The 14,373-nt window shown below is 44.5% G+C and carries 12 protein-coding genes and 1 tRNA gene; 8 read left to right on the forward strand and 5 right to left on the reverse strand.

Annotation, left to right across the window (positions count from 1 at the left end):
• Window positions 1–291 precede the first annotated feature (291 nt).
• The 8 genes from QUA80_RS24590 to QUA80_RS24625 all read left to right on the forward strand — a co-directional run bounded on the left by QUA80_RS24590 (window position 292) and on the right by QUA80_RS24625 (window position 4,838).
• The gene (locus QUA80_RS24590; RefSeq protein WP_333427631.1) at window positions 292–609 is read left to right on the forward strand and encodes a hypothetical protein; all 318 of its coding nucleotides are present in this window, start codon (window positions 292–294) and stop codon (window positions 607–609) included.
• A 77-nt stretch (window positions 610–686) separates the two neighbouring features.
• Window positions 687–1,067, forward strand: a complete 381-nt coding sequence (locus QUA80_RS33955) for a hypothetical protein (RefSeq protein ID WP_445302292.1) — start codon at window positions 687–689, stop codon at window positions 1,065–1,067.
• A gap of 471 nt (window positions 1,068–1,538) precedes the next feature.
• The gene (locus QUA80_RS24600; protein WP_333427632.1) at window positions 1,539–1,991 is read left to right on the forward strand and encodes a transposase family protein; all 453 of its coding nucleotides are present in this window, start codon (window positions 1,539–1,541) and stop codon (window positions 1,989–1,991) included.
• Between the two features lie 17 nt (window positions 1,992–2,008).
• On the forward strand, window positions 2,009–2,692 hold the full coding sequence (locus tag QUA80_RS24605; protein ID WP_333427633.1) for an ISL3 family transposase: 684 nt from the start codon (window positions 2,009–2,011) through the stop codon (window positions 2,690–2,692).
• Window positions 2,693–2,920: 228 nt separating this feature from the next.
• The gene (locus tag QUA80_RS24610; RefSeq protein WP_333427634.1) at window positions 2,921–3,664 is read left to right on the forward strand and encodes a hypothetical protein; all 744 of its coding nucleotides are present in this window, start codon (window positions 2,921–2,923) and stop codon (window positions 3,662–3,664) included.
• Window positions 3,665–3,803: 139 nt separating this feature from the next.
• On the forward strand, window positions 3,804–4,091 hold the full coding sequence (locus QUA80_RS24615) for a hypothetical protein (protein ID WP_333427635.1): 288 nt from the start codon (window positions 3,804–3,806) through the stop codon (window positions 4,089–4,091).
• Window positions 4,092–4,221: 130 nt separating this feature from the next.
• On the forward strand, window positions 4,222–4,527 hold the full coding sequence (locus QUA80_RS24620) for a hypothetical protein (protein ID WP_333427636.1): 306 nt from the start codon (window positions 4,222–4,224) through the stop codon (window positions 4,525–4,527).
• A gap of 32 nt (window positions 4,528–4,559) precedes the next feature.
• The gene (locus QUA80_RS24625) at window positions 4,560–4,838 is read left to right on the forward strand and encodes a flagellar alpha dynein (RefSeq protein ID WP_333427637.1); all 279 of its coding nucleotides are present in this window, start codon (window positions 4,560–4,562) and stop codon (window positions 4,836–4,838) included.
• Window positions 4,839–5,005: 167 nt separating this feature from the next.
• On the opposite strand, the gene QUA80_RS24630 is transcribed toward QUA80_RS24625, so the two are convergent.
• The 5 genes from QUA80_RS24630 to QUA80_RS24650 all read right to left on the reverse strand — a co-directional run bounded on the left by QUA80_RS24630 (window position 5,006) and on the right by QUA80_RS24650 (window position 14,370).
• Window positions 5,006–5,076, reverse strand: a tRNA-Gly gene (locus QUA80_RS24630).
• 152 nt (window positions 5,077–5,228) lie between these two features.
• The gene (gene uvrC, locus QUA80_RS24635; RefSeq protein WP_333427638.1) at window positions 5,229–7,277 is read right to left on the reverse strand and encodes an excinuclease ABC subunit UvrC; all 2,049 of its coding nucleotides are present in this window, start codon (window positions 7,275–7,277) and stop codon (window positions 5,229–5,231) included.
• Between the two features lie 417 nt (window positions 7,278–7,694).
• Complete coding sequence (locus QUA80_RS24640; RefSeq protein ID WP_333427639.1) at window positions 7,695–11,852, reverse strand: Calx-beta domain-containing protein; 4,158 nt, start codon at window positions 11,850–11,852, stop codon at window positions 7,695–7,697.
• Between the two features lie 494 nt (window positions 11,853–12,346).
• A complete protein-coding gene (locus tag QUA80_RS24645; RefSeq protein WP_333427640.1) occupies window positions 12,347–13,099 on the reverse strand; it encodes an amino acid ABC transporter ATP-binding protein in 753 nt (250 codons plus the stop codon).
• A gap of 71 nt (window positions 13,100–13,170) precedes the next feature.
• Window positions 13,171–14,370: an amino acid ABC transporter permease gene (locus tag QUA80_RS24650; RefSeq protein ID WP_333427641.1), complete on the reverse strand. Its 1,200-nt coding sequence runs from the start codon at window positions 14,368–14,370 to the stop codon at window positions 13,171–13,173.
• Window positions 14,371–14,373: the final 3 nt, after the last annotated feature.

The following is a 14,373-nucleotide window of genomic DNA, read 5'->3' on the forward strand; positions in this document are numbered from 1 at the left end:
TCTTTGAATGTCTCTTGATGTACTCCACAGTACCGTTTAAAGTCTGCGGGGTTCAACTTTTGTAATTGTTCGTAATTTATTTTATTAATCTAATTTTTTCTTTTATTTTACCTAGAACGAGCGCACTTTCGCAAGAGGTCTAATGAATGTAGAGCCGGGTAATATCCCCGATCACTACATATTTATGACTACCGCTACGAATACAAGCCTGCCGCTATCTTTCTCGCCAACTGCAACAAACTGCCGTCCATCACCGGGGGGACGGCGGCCATTGATGACCGCTACGGCATCTTGATTTTTAAGAAGACCTACAAGCACGGCGCTGACCCGTCTCAGGGTGAGTTAGAGGCTGACCCGCGTTTCAAGGATGACGAGAATTTTATCCTTGAGCGGATTGCGCCGGCGATGCTTAACAAGATGCTGGAGCGGTTGCCGCTGCTGCTGGCTGAGGGCATTGACTACAAGGCAACTCGTGAGGCGATGCGGGAAGCTCAGGAGGAAAGCCGGCACTTGTGGCAGTTCGTGCGGGACTTATACCATTTTTTTAAAGATGTGATAGACTTGAAGAAAACAAGGAGCAAATTAAAATGTCGGGTCGCCCTCAGATAAAAATTACCGAATCTGTAGAAACTTTGCAAGGACTTCTCAAGCAACAAACCAGGATTTTAGCTTACAATAAAGTCCAAATGCTTTATTTATTTCAGTCAAAGCAAGTATTAACTGTACGGGAAGTATCAGCAATTTTAGGTAAAGGTGAGGCCACAATTCATCGCTGGCTCTTTCAATACAAACATGGCGGTCTGGAAAATTTGTTAAAAAATCGGCAGGTTTTTGGTCGCCCAAAAAAGTTCTCAGTTGAAGAGGCAGCGACCTTGCAACAAGAGTTGAGAGACCCCGAAGGATTTCAAAGTTATAAAGAAGTTCATCTCTGGCTAGGTTTGATTAAAGGAATAGCCAGCAGTTATCCGGCTGTGTATTCTTTAGTGAGAGGTGAATTAAAAAGTAAACTAAAAATCCCCAGACCTCGCAGTATTTCTCAGAAATCTGCGGCAATTAATGAATTTTAAAATAGTCTGCATCAGCAGATAAAAGCCTTACTAGACAAGGCTTTACCTCAAGTAAACAAATATAAAAAAGTCAATTTTTGGTGAGCGTGATGAAACTCGGCTAGGACTGCATACAATTCGGCGGCGCAAGCTAACGCTTTTCGGCGTAAAGCCGCTCGGAAAGCATCAATGGAAATTTGAATGTTTTTGGCTGTATGGGGCAGTATCGATCGGGACAGGAAAAAGTTTTTTTTGGGAATTTTCGCATTTAGACAAAGTTTGTTTTGAAGCATATTTACAACTTTTATCAATCCAATACCCTAACGAATTACACATCATTCAAGTTGATAACGCACCCGCTCATAATTTAGGCGCATCTGAATTACCGGATCATATCATTTTACTGTTTCAACCTCCGGCTTGTCCGGAGGGTCTTCTGGGTTTGCGGTGGAAACTGTATAATATAGGAACTTTATGCTAGAGGCTAAGCTAATGGATTTTCATCTTGATGGATTACTCAATTTGCCAGACATTACGATTGAAAGATGTATTAAAAATGATACAAAAACAATTCTAAAAGTTAATTTTTTGACAGCTTATGCTACTTGTCCTCACTGTCAAAAGTCCACAGATGAACTCCATCAGATTCGTCCAATCTTGATTCGAGATTTATCGATTTCAGGTCAGTTAATCGAATTGGAAATTCCTCGTCGCCAATACTACTGTAAGAATTGTCAAAAATATTTTACAGAGCAACTGTGTTTTGTAGATGTTGGTCGGCGCTATACTCAACGATATGAGGAGTATATTTATCACCGTGTTCAGGTGACAACAGTAGAACAGGTAAAACGAGAGGAAGAATTAAGTTGGGATCAGATTCAAGGAATTTTTAATCATAAGCGTTCACAAGTAAAAAAGCCTCATGGGGAGCGGTTAAACGTCTGAGTATCGATGAAATTAGTATGAGAAAAGGGCATCAAGATTTTGTGACTGTAGTTTCCGATATTGACCAAAGTCAATTGATTGAAGTGATCGACAGTCATGAACAGCAAGGTATCATGGAAGTCCTTATTCAGCAACCGATTGAGGTTCGCGAGCAGGTGTTAGAAGTGAGTGTAGATATGTGGGGTGGTTTTCCCAAAGTAATCCAAGAAGTTTGGACGAATGCGATTGTGGTGTATGACAGATTTCATGTGATGAAATATGTGAATGAGGAATTGAATAAAATCCGAATACAAAGCAATATTAAAGTCAAAGGTAGTAGATTTATTGTCCTGAGAAATGGTGTAGATTTAAAAGAAGAGGAACGGGTTAAATTGGCTACAGTTTTCAGTCAATCTAAGCGTCTTAAGCTTGCCTATGAATTGAAGGAAGAATTCAGAGAGATTTTTGAAAGTCATCATAGTGTGGAAGAGGGGAAAGAATCACTGCTTGAATGGATTAAGAAAGCACAACCAACTTACAGTGATACCCTCACCATGCTTCGCAATCATATCGATGGAATTTGTAACTATTTCTTGAACCGAACAACGAGTGGTGTTATGGAGGGAATCAACAATCGTCTCAAACTGATTAAGCGTCAAGCCTATGGATTTGTTAATTTCGATAATTTTCGAGATCGACTATTAGCTTGCTTTTCTAATTAGTCTTTCTTATCACCGCAAACCCAGAAGACCCTGTCCGGAGGTAAATCCCACAGAAAGAGTGTGGGAATATCTGAAAGATTTTTTAGCGAAAGTCGGTGTTTAGTAATCTTGACGAACTCCGCCTAAAAGTCCAGGAATTTTTGGCATCTTGTACCGAGCGAATCATTGGTTTTCTCACCGGATGGTCTTGGATTTTACATTCTTTATCTCTATCACATCTTTAAAAAAATGGTATTAGGGTATGAGGCTGGCAAGGGCGAGCGTGTTTATGCTAAGGACTTATGGAGTGAATTACAAGAGTGGTATGAGGATGCAGGGATTCTAGAGAGAGACACTAGCTGCGCCAAGGAGAAGCTGATTTGGAACGAGTTGCCTAACCAGTGGGACAAGCCCGTGAAGGCTATCAACCAGTTGTACGCTCGACTTTGTGAGATTTTCCCCAAACTGGAGAAACATCGGCACACTGAATCTCAACTAAATGGGAGAGAAACGGGTAATGCCTATTATTTGGGTATCCGCAAACAAAATAGTGAGAAATCATCCGCAGCATCCGCAGAACCTTGCTCTGTCGTCAAAACATCCGCAGAACATCCGCAGAAAACAGCTCTTTCTGCGGATGCCTCTGCGGATGCCACTGTGGCAACAATCCTTACACAGAGGGCGACTGCGGATGCTGCGGATGAAAACCCAACTCTTTTGGCAGTGTGCAATTCGATCGCAAAACTAACCCTCTCCGACAAGCAAAAACTGACAGAGTTACTCACGGGCATCCCTTGCTCTGACCCGCTCAAAGCATTCAGAGTCGGCGACAAGGTGGCTGGTAACAAACCGGAGGCTTCCAGCTACAACTGGCACGGCCGCATCACTGAGATTACAACAAGCATCAGTTGCAAGGTTGACTGGCAAGAGCGCGAAAAACACAAGGGCGGACGGGTAATCTCAATGCTCTTCTGCGACCTGCGGAAAATTTAGCCGCTACCTGACAACTGACGGCTCAATCTCATCCCCCTTGATTGGGGGATTTTCATGTCTACAAGTATTGTAGACAATATGTTGACATTGTAGACAGCCGTCAGTTATTGTAGACAAATATCGTATACAGGTATCTACAATGAGTCAAAGTCAAGTTGTATCGTTCAGGGCTTCCGGTCACTTCCTAAACTGGATAGAAGCTCAGAGGTTAGAGGGTGAGTCGGTAAGTCAAGCTGCACAGCGGATTCTCAAGGAAGTTTCAGGTACGTCTACAGCGCTGTATACACCGTCTGCGCCAAGTGACACTAACGCGCTGTCTACAGTCGCCACCGAAAGTGTAGACCTACTTATATCCGATCGCATCAGCCCACTAATTCAACGAATAGCTGCCATTGAAGAACGTCTGGAACAACTCGGTGTTAACTAACTAGACAAACACTAGACAAAATGCCGGCATCTAACTAGATAACCACTAGACAAAATGCCGGCATCTAACTAGATAACCACTAGACAAAATGCCGGCATCTAACTAGACAAATGCTAGATAGGTACTAGACATGACAGACAGATGCCAGCTCAACTTGAGATTGGACGGCCGCCGAGACTTGCTCGAAACCATCAAAGATGTCGCAGCAGCAGAGGGCTTGAGCGTCAACGCTTGGGTAATCCGCACCTTGGAGCAAGCGGCCAACCAGGCAATAGCAACGCCGCCAATTCAACCTCAAACACAAGTGTCCGAAATTTCGGACATTGAACCAGTGCTAGACAGCAAGCCAGACAAAATGCTAGACAACAAGCTAGACACACTGCTAGCGGCTAAATTAGCAGGGATTGAAGAACGCTTGGGAAAATTGAGTGCCTGAGCGACGGCAACGATGAATCGCTCAGGCAGGAATTGAAAGCGGCCAACAGGCAGCTTACAGAATGGGATGCAGAACTGAATCAGTTGCACGAGCGCAACGGCGATTTGGGTTTGAAGGTTCAGATGCTGGAGCAAGAGCTCAAGGAGGCGCGGCGCGATCGGGAAGCAAATAAGAACTCGGTTCCGACCGTCGCAGAATTTCCAGAGCCGGCCGACTTGTTGAATCGGTTGAGAGCGCGGCGCAAAACGACGAAGGCGGTCAGAGCTGATATCGACGTTATTCTGGGGCTTTTAGCGGAAAAGTACGACTGAAACCCTGTGTAGGTATGGATTGTATTCAATCTGTATTCAAACGGGGCAAATTGTATTCAATTTGTATTCAATTTCTAATCAATCTGGCCCCTAACTCAGCCGTATTTTGGGCAATAAAAAACCTCAAACCGTTGATTTTTCGTGGGTTTGAGGTTTTTATAGGCGCAAGCGGGCAGCGGGAATCGAACCCGCATAGTTAGCTTGGAAGGCTAAAGTTTTACCACTAAACTATGCCCGCACACAGAAACTAAACATACCACAAGTCTCTGGGGATTGCAATAGGCCTGTGCAAAATTTTTGAATACCTCCCTCACACTGGCTGAATCGGGACTTGCGGCCCGATCGCCCTCCTCGCGCCTACAATTCCTCTCTCCGATGCTGGATAAGGCTTTACGGATGGAAATAATCGTAAATTTGCTGCGCCAGACGCGGGCCAATCCCAGAAACTTCTGCCAACTGTTCGGGAGTCGCTAAACGCAGGTAGTCGATCGACCGAAAATGTGCCAACAATTGTTTTTGCCGGTGGTGTCCCAATCCGGGAATTTCATCAAGGCGCGATCGCTTCATTCTCTGACTTCTTTGATCCCGGTGAAAACTCACAGCAAATCTGTGCGCCTCATCCCGCACCCGACGCAATAATTGTACACCCGCTTGCTCAGAATTAGTTGGCAGCGGCAAGGATTCCCCCGGCAAAAATATCTCCTCTCGCTGCTTTGCCAAACTGACCACGCGCAACTCTTCTAGCAAATTCATCTCCCGCAAAACATCCACAACCGCTGAAAGTTGACCTTTGCCACCGTCTATCATAATTAAGTCTGGTTTATCGGATATAGTATGAGAAACGGACGAGAAATTGCTGAGTTCTTGCGGTTCTCCTAAATCACTCAATTCATCTTCATTCTTGCTTTTCCCTTCTGCTTCTTTCCTTCTAAAACGTCTGCCGATAACTTCTGCTAAACTCGCAAAATCATCAGAATGACCCGATTTAACTTCAGGATTTTTAATTTTGTAGTGGCGGTAGTGTTGATTGGCCGGCAAACCGTCAATAAATACGACGCGGGAAGCTACGGCGTCAGAACCTTGAATGTGAGAAATATCGTAACCTTCAATGCGCCGAGGAACTTCTGGCAAATCGAGAATTTCTGCTAAATCTTCCATTGCTTGAGAATTGCGATCGCTCAATCTTTGCATTCTCGCCAATTCATACTCAGCGTTGCGTTCCACCATCTCAATCAATTCTGCTTTAGTTTGCCGTTGCGGCGTCAAAATCGTAACTTTTCGCCCCTTACGGTTGCTCAACCAATCTGCTAATATTTCCCCTTCTGGCAATTCGTACTGTACTGAAATTTCGCTGGGAATTTCTACAGATTCGACATTTTGATAATGTTCTTCCAACACCCGCTGCAAAATCGCTCCGGCTTCTACCCCCCCTCGTTCTCCCTCTTGCCCAGGAGGGGAGGAAACAGAAAGTTGAGATAACTCTTGCCCATCTTTTACAACAGATTGAGATAACTCTTGCCCCCCATTTGCAAGAGGCGGTTGGCGGGGTATTTCCGCCATAAATCCTAACCTTCCGACCAGTTGACCGGCGCGAATTTGGAACAATTGGACGCAAGCGTGCTGGTTGTCTGCTGCAAGTGCGATCGCATCTCTGGAAACCGTATCGTCTGGCAAAGATACTTTTTGACCCGCACTCAAAGACTGCAAACCCTTAATTTGATCGCGAATGCGCGCCGCCGTTTCAAAGTTTAAATCTTCGGCAGCTTTTTCCATTTGCGGTGCTAACAAGTCGAGTAATTCCTGAGTTCTTCCCTGAAAAATCATCGCTACTTTTTGGATGATTTTCCGATATTCTTCCGGCGAAGTTAACCCTTGACAAACGCCAACGCAGCGCCCGATGTCGTAGTTCAAACAGGGACGGTCTTTAAACAGCGGTTGAGGGCGCTGCCGCAGCGGGAAAATCCGCTTAATTAAATGCAGCGTACTCCGCAGTGCCCCTGTATCGACGTAGGGGCCGTAGTAGCGGTCTTTGGCACTACCGGCGCGACGTTTGCGGGTGATAAAAATGCGCGGGTATTCCTCCGACCAAGTTATGCACAAATAAGGATATTTTTTATCATCTTTGAGGAGTACATTAAAGTAAGGTTGGTGCTGTTTTACGAGGTTTGCTTCTAAGGCTAAAGCTTCTGCTTCTGTGTCGGTGGCGATGAATTCTATTTCGCGCACTTGCTGCACCATCATCGCGATGCGGGGGCTGAGATTTTGACTTTCGCGGAAGTATGAACGGACGCGGTTTCGTAGTTTTTTTGATTTGCCGATGTAAAGGATGCGATCGCTCTCGTCTCGCATTAAATATACACCAGGAACCGCCGGAATTTCTTTCAGGCGGCTTTCCAAGCGTTCTGCATCTTTAACTAGCGCCAGCGTTTTTGTAGTCATCAGTCATCAGTCATCAGTCAACAATCATCATAGCACATCCGGTTGCCTAGTTAAGAGTCTATTTTACCGAACACCGGTGCAGGTAAAAGCTGCCCAGTAAAAATGGCGATCGAAAGGTCTTGATTCTTGACAAATTTTAACCAGTGATTGCGTCAATTAATTGGCTCGAACGATTGAGTGCTAATGCCCGAAATTTCTACCATTTCTCTATGCTGCCGATCGCTGTTTACCGAGTACCCAAATACAATTAAATTCGAGCGGTACAAACTACTGTTGCATTATTTTGGAAAATTGGTATTATACTTCGGGGTCGATCGCACAGTAGGGCATACTGACAACCAGAGCAACCGCGATGGCGAGCGCCTCCCAAATGCAAAATCTTATGGCGGGAAGTGAGTAAAATAAAATTGAATCTACCTAAATAAAAAGGAAATCTCCCCTCTCTAGAGTTTTTTCTTCAACCCCCAACAGCAACGCCAATTCCTGCCCATTCCTACCGCCAACGATTAAAGTTCCTTCGGGAATTTGCACAAAGCCTAAATCTGCCCATTCCCCTTGATACTGAAGGAAATCTTGCCCTTTATACCAGTCGGAAATTACATCAAAGACCCGATTATTTGCTAATAAAAATACATCGCTCCCACTCCCTCCAATTAAGCTATCATTTCCCAAATCACAAATTAAAATATCATTACCATTTCCGCCTATCAAAGTATCATTTTCTTGGCCGCCATAAACGGTATCATTTCCCTCACAACCATCGATCGAATCGCGATTTTGATCTCCTCGCAAGTAATCGTCGCCGACACCGCCGCAGACTGTATCATTATCCAAATGACCGAGAATGGTATCTTCTCCTTGACTGCCTAAAATTGAATCTTCTTCTTTACCTCCAAATAAAGAATCATTGCCTTTGCCACCGTCCAGAAAATCTGAGCTTTGATTGCCGTTAATTAAGTCATTATCTTCTCTCCCATTGATCGAATCATCGCCTTTATTTCCTAATATAAAATCATCTCCTTCATTACCGAGTAAAATATCGCGATTCTTGCCTCCAAAAAGGCGATCGCCTCCTGGTCCCCCAGAAATAAAGTCGTTGCCTTCATTGCCATTCAGAGAATCATTTGCCTCTCCGCTAAAGAGATTGTCGTTACCTTTACCTGCATTGAAATCATCAGCTTCGCTGTTGCCATAAAAAATTTCATTGTTAGCAGTACCTAGGAAAATTTGACTGACTTTGCTACTGACAACTGTCTTTTCAACTGGGTTGGGTTGATTGAGACTGGGAATAGGCAAAGACTTGCATAAACAGTCTCTGTCTAACTCGATCGCGATCGGTACGGGTGTTGGTGTTGGCGTTAGCGTTGGTGTTGGCGTGGGTACGGGCGTTGGCGTTAGCGTTGGTGTTGGCGTGGGTACGGGTGTTGGCGTTGGCGTGGGTACGGGTGTTGGCGTTGGCGTTAGCGTTGGTGTTGGCGTGGGTACGGGTGTTGGCGTTAGCGTTGGTGTTGGCGTGGGGGTGTCGTTGTCAGTAATAGTCAAGCTAGCAGTGTTAGGAGTCGCACTCGCATAACCGCTTCCCGCTACCAAAATGATAGTGACAGTTTCATCCGGATCGGCGATCGCATCGTCAATGGGAACGAGATTTAGCGTTGCAGTCGTCGCACCGGCCGGGAAGGTAATACTCGTCGGCAAAGTGATATAATCAGTGCCCGGAGTTGCCGCATTTCCTTCAGAGGCGATCGCATAATTAACTGTTAAATTTGTCGGTACCGAGGAATTAAGATTCAGGACAAATGAGCCCGCCGTCGGGCCAGTTTCGCTAGGAACTGTACCCGAAACAATACTAATACTCGGAATATCATCATTATTGACAGTTAATACCGCCGTTGGTTGCACTGTCCCAATCTGACCACTGCTGGGTTTTGCTAAACTCAGCGCGATATTTTCATTCGGTTCAACTTCGCTATCTCCAGCAATTAAAATGTTAACATCCTTAAACGTTTCTCCTGGATTAAAAGTAATAGGAAGAGTCGCATTATTATAGTCTATCTCTGCTGTTGGTGTGGTTCCGCCGGTAGCATTGGGAGTGCTTCCATTGGCCAATTGCAACTCTATAGTATTGCTACTACTCGTATCCCCACTGCGGTTCACTCGCACGGCAGCATTAGTTGTAAAACCTGCTGTATTCCCTTCTGCAACAGTGTAAGTGGCAGCACTAAAATCAAAACTAGGCGGGGCAGAAACAACTTGCCCTCCTGAGAATTCTGAAGTGTTATTATTGGTATCAGTAGCAGTGGCTGTAATCAATTGACCTGGGGGAATTGCTGTGGGAAAAGTAACCGTAAAATTGGCATTGCCACTCGCATCAGTCGTGACTGTTGTAAAGCCAATAAATGTTTCACCTTCGCCAAAGCTTGTGGGGTCTAAGGTGGTATTAGCGAAGAATTCTAGCCGAAATTGAGTATTAGCAAGACTATTTAATGTTCCAGCGATCGCGATATTAGTACCGTCAGAGGAAGCTGAAGTGATAGTGGGGAAATTTTGCAGATCGTTATTACCTGTATCTGCGTCTCCGCGATCGTTAATAGTTGTACCGGCAGGATTAAGAGAAGTGCCATTAAGGTCAATTCCTAATTCGCCATTTGAGAAAAATATATTAGAGAGAATGCTATTATTTTTGCTATCATTACTAATGACAACCCCATCTAGACCATTAAAAGCAATAGTATTGCTTTCTCCGGGTGCTGTTCCACCAATGTTGTTGCTACCCTGCAAGGAAATTGAGATGCCATTTTCAGCATTTCCTAACGCACTTTTTCCGTCTGCTTGTGTTCCAATAAAGTTACCAATAACTTTAGTATTTTTAGTATCTAGATTCAGTCCACTACCGCGATTACCAGAAACTAAATTGCGGCTTTCTGGTCCGACCCCCCCAATGGTATTTTTAACAGAAAACCCGTCCATTGAGATGCCACTAATATCATTGGCGATCGCCACATTTCCAGTAATATCTGTACCGATATAATTCCAAAGTATCTGCGTTTCAGAAGAATCAAGAATTAAACCAATCCCGCTACCTCCATTACCTGAAATAATGTTACGAGATCCAGCAATTGTACCGCCAATAATATTTCCGGGTGCAGCAAAGAGAGTCACGCCATTATTGGAGTTACCTAAATCAGCTTTACCGTTAATATCTGTGCCAATAAAGTTGCCAATTACCTGATTGTTTGTCGCCCCCGTTTGAAAAGCAATTCCCCAATTTGTATTACCGGAAATAATGTTGCGTGACTCAGGAGTTGTGCCACCAATTATATTGTTAGAAGCGCCTTGAACGACAAATACACCGACTTCACGGTTACTAACAGCAACCGTCCCGCTAAAATCGGTACCAACTAAATTACCCGTGACTTGATTTCCAGTCGCAGTGCTAGTGCTAATCAGGAGACCACTATTTTGATTTCCAGAGATAAGATTGCTTTGAATAATGTTATTACTCGTTTCAATTTCTGCACCTGATAACTGGTTAGGAAGTGCAGATCCTCCACTGGCATTTGTGCCAATATAATTTCCCTGAATTTTGGTAGTATTTGCACCACTTCTCAGATAAATGCCTCTTCCTTTATTGCCAGAAATGATGTTGCGATCGCCTGGTGTTGTCCCACCAATTGTATTGTTTGTTCCTTCCTGAATTTGCACCCCAGCACCATTGCCTAATGCAGCAGTTCCGGTTAAATTTGTCCCAATATAGTTGCCAAGAATTTGGTTCCCTGTTGCTTGAATACCACTGATTCCAATTCCCTCAAAGTCATTTCCAGAAATAATATTGCGGGTTTCTGGCGTTCTGCCACCCATGATATTGTTGGAGGCGTTGCGAATAAAAATGCCTTGACTTTTGTTACCTAAAACAGCAGTTCCGGTAACATCTGTACCGATTTTATTGCCGAGAATTTGATTGCCAGAAGCACTGACTCCTTCAATACGAATCCCAATATTTTCATTGCCAGAAATCAGGTTGCTACGAACTGTATTGTCAGGCGAGTTACTGATAAAAATACCCGTATCGTTGCGACTGCTAAAAGTACCAGTTCCGGCAAGATTCGGACCGAGATAATTATTTTCAATCGCATTATTCCCTTTGTCCCTCAATGCGATCGCAAAACCGGCAAATCCAGCGCGGTTAATAACTAATCCACGCACAATGCTATCACCGGCAGCGATCTCTAGGACGCCTTTATCCAATCCAGCGGCATTTGTACCGTCAAGTTCGATAATTGGGCTGTTGGTAAATCCTGGCTGGCTAGTACCATTAATAATCACAGGATCGGCGATCGTTGGTAAATCTGATGTGGGCGCAATTGTATGGGGTACTGAACCAGGAATATTGAAAGCAATGGTGTCTTTATCCGCTGCACCTGTTCCCAAAGTACCACTGATTTGTGCTTGTTCTGTCGCTGTCAGCGTTCCCGGTGCGAGGGTACCATTCGCAATCAAAATAGCTTCTCTAAAGGTTAGAATCGTGTCTCTAATATTAGAGTCGCCTGTGGTGTTAACAGTAATGGTTGCGGCCATAAATTTTTCCCAAGACTGGTACTACTTTTTTTGTAGCTTAATGATTGAGCGAGCATCAGATGTGCTAATTTAACAAAAAGTTACACGAAATAAAAATGACAACGAAAAGTATCAAAAGCATTGAAATTGAGCAGCAACCTTCGCCGGAGAAACTCCAGCAGTTAGGCGTTGAGAGTTAGCCGATTTGGACCAAGTTGGTCTCCAACCATAAAACAAGCTGGGACAATCGTAAACAGCAAATTCGTCAAAAAAAATAATTTTTTCACCTATTTGCCGACCTAGCAGTTTTTTTTGCTGACTCTTGAGCCAGCGCGATCGTTGCGGGCGCACCAATACAAAATCTTTTGATGGGAAGGGAGTAACCAATTTTTAATTGCTTCAGCACATTCCGCGCACTGCAATAGCTTAAAAATTATTACTATTGCGCCTATCTGTTGATTAGATTTATTCGTCAGAAAATTGTGGAGTGCTTGGCATTATATCATATCTCTACTTTACAATATCTGAGATAAAAACTTCCGCGTGCGTTCTTCCTTCGGGTGCTGAAAAAAATGTTCCGGCTTCGCTTCTTCAACTAAAACGCCACCATCCATCAATACAATGCGATCGGCAACTTCGCGCGCAAACCCGACTTCGTGAGTCACCACTACCATTGTAATTCCTGTTTGAGCTAAATTTCGCATTACATCTAAAACTTCCCGCACCATCTCCGGGTCTAATGCTGATGTCGGTTCATCAAACAGCATGATTTTAGGCTGCATTGCTAGAGAACGCGCAATCGCGACCCGCTGCTGTTGTCCCCCAGACAACTGTCCGGGATATTTTTTTGCTTGTTCCAAAATCCCTACTCTTTCTAACAGTTGCATTGCCACTTCTTCGGCTTTTTTCTTCGGCCAGCGGCGCACCCATACTGGCGCTAGCATGACATTTTGCAAGACGGATAAGTGGGGAAACAGGTTGAATTGCTGAAACACCATTCCTACTTCGCGGCGGACGATCTCGATGTTGCGTAAGTCGTGAGAAAGTTCGATTCCGTCGATCGTAATTTTACCTTGTTGATATTCTTCTAATGCGTTGAATGTGCGAATAAAGGTCGATTTTCCCGAACCAGATGGTCCCATCACGACCACGACTTCGCCTCGGTTTACGGTCATGCTGACGCCGCGCAGTACGTGAAATTGTCCGTACCATTTGTGGACGTTTTCTGCTATGATTACTGGTTCGGTGATTGGGGGTTTAGTTTCCATAATTTTTTATTTTTTAACCGCAGATGGAGGCAGATTAACGCTGATGAACGCTGATGAACGTAGATGAGTTTTTAGCGCTGGCTTACTCCTAAAGTTCGCTCTATTTTGCGGCTTGCTAGGGACATTGAGTAGCAAAATACCCAATAAATGATGCCGACGAAGATGTAAACTTCGGCGTACCTGCCGATATAGGATGGATTTGCTAAAACTGCGCGGGATATTCCGATTAATTCTAACATTCCGAATAGAGATAGCAGGGATGTATCCATGAATAATCCGATGAATTGACCCCCGATCGCCGGAATGACTGTTCGCAGTGCTTGAGGCAGTACAATTAGAATTGTCAGTAGGGGTGTATTGAGTCCGATCGACCTCGCTGCTTCTATTTGTCCCCTGGGCACGGCCTGCAAGCCACCGCGCACGTTTTCCGCCAAGTATGCCGCACTAAATAAGGTTAATCCAGCAATGGCTCTAATCACTCTATCCAATTTCGGATATTCGGGCGGCAAAAAGAGTTGCAGCATTATTTGACCTAAAAACAAAATGCCAATTAATGGTAAACCGCGAATAATTTCAATGTATAATGTTGATAAGAATCTCACAACTGGCAAAGAACTTTGTCTGCCAAGTGCTAGCAATACTCCCAAAGGAAAGGAAAGCACAATACTAATAACTGCTAAAAACACCGTCAATACTAAACCGCCCCAATCATTTGTTGACACTTCGGTCAAACCCAACCCGCCTTTAATTAGCCACAAAATTATGGGGAAGGAAAGAGCCCAAATTGCAGGCATCCACCCCATGATTTTTGGGTTTATTTGCCTTCCGATGGCATAGCTGGCAGCGGCTGCGATAATAATTCCTAAGACGTAGAGGCGAGAGGTTAGGTCGATCGGCGAAATGACCGCACCCACAACCGCAGCACCGAGTATAATTAGTAAAGGCGGATTCCAAAGACGTTCTTGCCGCTGAATATTTCCCCAAGTTAATCCTCCCAACAAGGCAATTATGGCGGCTACTATCCACAGTCGCCAGTAGGATTCGCGGGGAAATCTGCCGGCGAAAAATAGGGGCAAGTTGGCTTCTAATACGCGCCATTGAGCTTTTGTTGTTGCCCAAACGATAATTCCTCTAATCGCTTGGAAGGCGATAATTAGGCAAACTACTGTCAGAATGCTGTTGTACCAGGTACTAAATAAATTTTTGCGCGCCCAATTCCAAGGGGTGGGCGATTCGGTGGCTGGGGGCGGAAGTACAGGGATTGTTTTCATTAG

Origin of the sequence: Microcoleus sp. F4-D5 (assembly GCF_036704885.1) — a bacterium.
GTDB lineage: Bacteria > Cyanobacteriota > Cyanobacteriia > Cyanobacteriales > Microcoleaceae > Microcoleus.

Bases quoted from the DNA above. Each gene is read 5' to 3' on its own strand.
- QUA80_RS24610 (WP_333427634.1), top strand. From the start codon at position 2,921: ATGGTATTAGGGTATGAGGCTGGCAAGGGCGAGCGTGTTTATGCTAAG.
- QUA80_RS24645 (WP_333427640.1), bottom strand. From the start codon at position 13,099: ATGGAAACTAAACCCCCAATCACCGAACCAGTAATCATAGCAGAAAAC.
- QUA80_RS24600 (WP_333427632.1), top strand. From the start codon at position 1,539: ATGGATTTTCATCTTGATGGATTACTCAATTTGCCAGACATTACGATT.
- QUA80_RS33955 (WP_445302292.1), top strand. From the start codon at position 687: ATGCTTTATTTATTTCAGTCAAAGCAAGTATTAACTGTACGGGAAGTA.
- QUA80_RS24640 (WP_333427639.1), bottom strand. From the start codon at position 11,852: ATGGCCGCAACCATTACTGTTAACACCACAGGCGACTCTAATATTAGA.
- QUA80_RS24620 (WP_333427636.1), top strand. From the start codon at position 4,222: ATGACAGACAGATGCCAGCTCAACTTGAGATTGGACGGCCGCCGAGAC.
- QUA80_RS24650 (WP_333427641.1), bottom strand. From the start codon at position 14,370: ATGAAAACAATCCCTGTACTTCCGCCCCCAGCCACCGAATCGCCCACC.
- QUA80_RS24615 (WP_333427635.1), top strand. From the start codon at position 3,804: ATGAGTCAAAGTCAAGTTGTATCGTTCAGGGCTTCCGGTCACTTCCTA.
- QUA80_RS24605 (WP_333427633.1), top strand. From the start codon at position 2,009: ATGAGAAAAGGGCATCAAGATTTTGTGACTGTAGTTTCCGATATTGAC.
- uvrC (WP_333427638.1), bottom strand. From the start codon at position 7,277: ATGACTACAAAAACGCTGGCGCTAGTTAAAGATGCAGAACGCTTGGAA.